Annotated in this window: 3 protein-coding genes; 2 read left to right on the top strand and 1 reads right to left on the bottom strand. The window is 55.9% G+C overall.

All coding sequences use genetic code 11. The annotated features are described in order from the left end of the window. The coding region (locus tag AC1DPR_RS32125; protein WP_477818045.1) for a hypothetical protein at positions 1-335 on the top strand (335 nt) is incomplete at its 5' end. Positions 336-513: 178 nt separating this feature from the next. Continuing rightward, positions 514-672: a hypothetical protein gene (locus tag AC1DPR_RS32120; protein WP_477818044.1), complete on the top strand. Its 159-nt coding sequence runs from the start codon at positions 514-516 to the stop codon at positions 670-672. A 68-nt stretch (positions 673-740) separates the two neighbouring features. Here the strand turns inward: AC1DPR_RS32120 and AC1DPR_RS32115 are convergent. After that, the coding region (locus tag AC1DPR_RS32115; RefSeq protein ID WP_477818043.1) for an AAA family ATPase at positions 741-1,083 on the bottom strand (343 nt) is incomplete at its 5' end.

Below are 1,083 nucleotides of genomic sequence, written 5' to 3'. Positions count from 1 at the left end.
CTACAACCCAAGCGAAAGTCGACTTGTTCGTCGCTGCTCGCCCGATTTTTGCTGGGTTGGTAGGTGAGATACGCGAACTCTCGAAAAAGAAGCCCGACGCAACAATGAGTGCCGGCAAAGTCAGACTCGTCAACCGCGTTTTGGAGGACCTTCTCACTGCTTTGGCCGATGAGCCGACGCGGAAGTACCTGGAAACGCTGGATGACGATGCGCTTCCGCAGATGAGCGACGCTGTGCTTACTATGGTGCAGTTCGAGTCTGCTTGCGCGGCATATGAAGACCGCTACTGCGAGTCGAGCGGCATGGGCGAGGACCATTGGCATATCGAGGGTTAGTAGCAGAGCTGCGCTATGAGTTTGATGAGCAGTGAATCTTGACTCACTCTTCATGCCCGAGGAGGTAGTCTCGGGCGTGAAGGCATCTCCGCTAGAAGCCGTTGTTGGGACTTCCGGTAGCTACCACCTCACCCTGATCCGCCTCGTCGTACGCCGATAGCCGCCGCATTCTATTTCGATGACCGCAGCACTTAAGCAACGGTCATCGATGTATTCGATCGTGCTCGTCGCCTATTGGCCGCACTGCGACATTGCCACTGCACGGGGCGCAGGGGAGCAAGGCACGAGCGGCCAGGCGGCCGGTCGCTTCTCGTTTGCGGTAGAAGCGGGGCTCTAGCACCACATGCCAATTGTTGTCAGCAGCAAGAGCAAGGCAGGTTAAAAAGAGCCCACGCGGTGCCGTATTTATGGAGTGTCTGCGGCAGCAGTTCGAACCGCGGACGGCGTTATCAAATCGGTCATGGACCTGAAATGCTCCGGGTCGCATTTGCGAATCAGGGCGAGGACTTCCTGAAGGATTGCCGGTGTTTCCGACAATAAGGACAGGTCGTGATCTGGCTCCGCCACTTGATCGAAGTGGGAATAGGTGTGAAGGAACCGAAGAATGCGTGTTTTCTTGGCCGTATCGTACTGAACAGCTTCCAGCTTCTGGAATAGCTCACCCGGCTTATCTGGCACGCGAAACGCCAGAAACGATTCCAATAGTCGCCGGGCAATATTTGGAATGGCGTAGTAGGTCTCAATGCCT

The sequence above is a fragment of the Rhizobium sp. 01T417 genome (assembly GCF_056398905.1).
This window is presented reverse-complemented; position numbering and strand designations above follow the sequence as displayed.

Bases quoted from the DNA above. Each gene is read 5' to 3' on its own strand.
- AC1DPR_RS32120 (WP_477818044.1), top strand. From the start codon at position 514: ATGACCGCAGCACTTAAGCAACGGTCATCGATGTATTCGATCGTGCTC.